Below are 1,672 nucleotides of genomic sequence, written 5' to 3' on the forward strand. Positions count from 1 at the left end.
TCCTGGTGTTCTCGGCGACGCTCAACAATTTCCTGAGCCAAGGCAACATCCTTGCCATTCTCAAGAATGTCTCGATCCTGGGCACGCTGGCCGTCGGCATGGGGCTCATCGTCGTTGGGCGCGGCATCGACCTGACCATGGTGGCGGTGATGGTCGTCGGCGTCGCCTTCAGTATTTGGATCTCCACCTGGGGCGTCGACTTCACGCTGGCCGTCGTCTTCGGGGCCATCCTGGTCGCGGCCATCGGCCTGTTCACCGGCGTCATGGTGGCGGTGGCCGAAATTCCGCCGATCTTCGCCACCCTTGCCATCGCGTCCTCGGTCTACGGCTCTGGCCGCATCGTCTTTGCGTCCGACGTGCTCTATGCCCCCTCCGATATCGGCTGGCTGAAATTCGTCGGCAACGGAACCATCCTCGGCATCCCGATGTCGGTGATCATCTTCGCGGCGGTGGCCGCGCTCATGGGCTTTTTCCTGAGGAAGACCCGCTTCGGCCGGCTGGTCTATGCTACTGGCGACAACCCGAACGCGGCCCGCACGACCGGGCTGCCGACGCGCCCGATCATCGTGACGCAATATGTCATCAGCGCCCTCATTGCCTATATCGCCGGCATCATCATGCTGGGGCTGGTCACCGGCATCGACACGCGCCTCTACAATTCCAGCCTGATCTATGACGTGCTGCTGGTGGTCGTGCTGGGCGGCATCGGCCTCTCCGGTGGCCAGGGCGGCGTACGCAACGTCATCGTCGGCACCATCCTGGTCGGCATCCTGACCAACGGCATGACGATCCTGAACTTCAGCTACACCAGCCAGAACCTGATCAAGAGCGTGATCCTGCTGGGCGCGCTGGCGATCGACGCCATCATCAATCCGCGCGACGAGCAGACCTCGCAAAGCGGCGACATCTGAACAAGAACCGAGACATAAATCTGGGAGGATACCATGAAGTTGTTCAAGAACTGCCTGCTCGCGGGCATGACAGCGCTGGCGCTGCTGGGCGCGGCGAAAATCGCCACGGCGCAGGAAACCGATCAGGTCGGCCGCTCTACCTATCTCGAGGCGCTCAAGGGCAAGAAGGTCATCTTCGTGCCAATCTCGCAGGGCATGGACCTCAACCAGGCCTGGGTGGTGGTGTGGCAGCGTCACGCCGCTCGCTACGGCTTCAGCCTCGAAGTGCGCGATCCCTCCGGCGACACCAATGCCGGCATTCGCGCCATGCAGGGCGCCATCGCCGAGAAGCCGGACCTGATCATCGTGCAGAACCCCGACGTCCAGACCTACGCACGCCTGTTGAAACAGGCGCAGGCGGCCGGCATCAAGGTGCTGCAAGTCAACATGCAGTCGGCCACCCAGACGGACAGTTATGTCGGCAACGACTGGATCGAAATGGGCCGTCTCGAAATGGGCGAACTGGCCAAGCACTGCACCGGGCCCAATGCCGTCTCGCACAAGGTGGTCTGGCTCGCCGGCGTCCAGACGGGTGCCGCCAACATCTACATGCGCACCGGCATCGACGAGGTGCTGAAGGCCAATCCCGAGCTGCAGCTCGTCTCCGACCAGCCGGCCGATTACATGAGCGAAGAGGCCCGCCAGATCACCGAGACGGTCCTCCAGCAGCATCCGGACCTGTGCGGCATCATGGGCATCTGGGATAATGCTGAGGTCGGCGC

General features: G+C 62.9%; 2 protein-coding genes. Both read left to right on the forward strand.

What is annotated here, in order from left to right:
* On the forward strand, window positions 1-911 hold a 911-nt coding region (locus ENZ75_RS31120; RefSeq protein ID WP_164888148.1), incomplete at its 5' end, for an ABC transporter permease.
* A gap of 33 nt (window positions 912-944) precedes the next feature.
* A partial coding sequence (locus ENZ75_RS31125) for a sugar ABC transporter substrate-binding protein (protein ID WP_164888149.1) occupies window positions 945-1,672 on the forward strand: 728 nt, incomplete at its 3' end.

The organism is Mesorhizobium sp. M7A.F.Ca.CA.002.04.1.1 (assembly GCF_004022805.1).
Classification (GTDB): domain Bacteria; phylum Pseudomonadota; class Alphaproteobacteria; order Rhizobiales; family Rhizobiaceae; genus Mesorhizobium; species Mesorhizobium ciceri.